General features: G+C 74.1%; 1 protein-coding gene. It reads left to right on the top strand.

The window, feature by feature from the left end:
* Positions 1 to 217 precede the first annotated feature (217 nt).
* A complete protein-coding gene (locus Q4D18_RS11800) occupies positions 218 to 1,672 on the top strand; it encodes an amino acid permease (RefSeq protein WP_303128646.1) in 1,455 nt (484 codons plus the stop codon).
* The last annotated feature ends 79 nt before the right edge of the window (positions 1,673 to 1,751 follow it).

Here is a 1,751-nt window from a genome sequence, read left to right as displayed (position 1 = left end):
CCACCCCCCGGTGGGGCGCGCCCTCTTCTGCCCCCGAACCCGCCCGCCCCCCCCCCCCGGACCGGGGGGCGGGGCGAGCCCCCCCCCACCCCCGGGGTGGCCCCCGCCGCGTCCGGGGGCGGGACCGGAGTCGTCCTGCGGCACGGGACGGGAGCGGACGACGACGCGGGGTAGCGTGACCACGCCCCTCCCCCCACGTCACACCGGAGATCCCCTCGTGAGCACTTCCTCCGCCCACCCCGCCGCGGACGTCCCCGCCTCGGGCGCCGACGGCGCCCAGGCGCAGCTGCAGCGCGGCCTCACCGCGCGCCACATCATGTTCATCGCCCTCGGCACCGCCGTGGGCACGGGCCTGTTCTACGGCTCGGCCGGCGGCATCCAGGCGGCCGGGCCCGGCGTGATCCTGGCCTTCCTGCTGGCCGGCGGCGCCGTGTTCCTGGTGATGCGCGCGCTCGGGGAGATGGCGCTGCGCGAGCCGGTGTCCGGGTCGTTCGTGGCCTACGCCACCCGCTACCTCGGCCCGATGGCCGGCTTCGCCACGGGGTGGACGTACATCTTCGAGCTGGCCGTCGTGATCGTGGCGGACACCGCCGCCGTGACCGCCTACATGGCGTTCTGGTACCCGCAGGTGCCGGCGTGGGTGTGGGTCGCGGCCACCATGGCCGCCCTCGGCCTCGTGAACCTCTCCCACGTCGGCAGCTTCGGCGAGACCGAGTTCTGGTTCTCCCTCATCAAGGTGGTGGCCATCGTGGCCATGATCTTCGGCGGCGTGATCCTCATGTTCACGGGCGCCTCGTACCAGCCGGGCGTCACCGCCGGCCTCCACAACCTCGTGGACCACGGCGGCTTCCTGCCCCACGGGGTCCTGGGCGTGCTCACCGCGCTGACCATCGTGACGTTCTCCTTCGGCGGCACGGAGACCCTCGGCGTGGCCGCGGGCGAGGCCAAGGACCCCGCCACCGCGCTGCCGAGGGCCGTGAACACGGTGCCCGTGCGCATCCTGCTGTTCTACGTGGGCTCCATGGTGGTGATCATGTCCCTGGTCCCGTGGACGGCCGTCGACGGCGAGACCAGCCCGTTCGTGCAGATCTTCGACGCCCTCGGCATCCCCTTCGCCGCGCACATCCTGAACTTCGTGGTGCTCACCGCGGCCGTCTCCGCGATCAACGCGTGCATCTACACCACCGGCCGACTGCTCCACCACATGGCCCACGACGGCCAGGCCCCCCATGCGTTCACCGCCGTGAGCCGCCGCGGCGTGCCGTGGCTGACCGTGCTGGCCATGCTCGGCGTGATGGCCGCCGGCGCAGTGTTCATCACCCTCAACGAGGACGCGTTCGGGATCGTGGCCGGCGTGGCCACGTTCGCCGTGATCTTCACGTGGTCCATGATCCTGCTGGCCCACCACGCGATGCGCCGGGCCATGCGCCGCGCGGGCGAGGAGCCGCCGTCGTTCGCGATGCCCGGCGGCACGGCCGGCACCTGGGCCGGTCTGGCGTTCGTGGCCGTGGTGGCCGCGACCATGGTGGTCGACGCCCAGGCCCGCCAGCCCCTCGTGATCGGCCTCGTGTGGCTGGCCGTGCTGGGCCTGGCGTGGGCCGTGCCCGCCGTGCGCCGCTCGGCCCGCCGCCACGCCCGCACCGGACGGCTCCCCCTGACCTGGCGGGACTGAGATCCCCGCTCCTCGGGGACCACGACGACGGCGGCCCGCCTCTCGCGCTGAGGAGGCGGGGCGCCGTCGTCGTGGGGGG

This window comes from Micrococcus sp. (genome assembly GCF_030523875.1).
Classification (GTDB): Bacteria; Actinomycetota; Actinomycetes; order Actinomycetales; family Micrococcaceae; genus Micrococcus.
The sequence above is the reverse complement of the archived record's forward strand: the minus strand, read 5'-3'. Positions and strand labels throughout refer to the sequence as shown.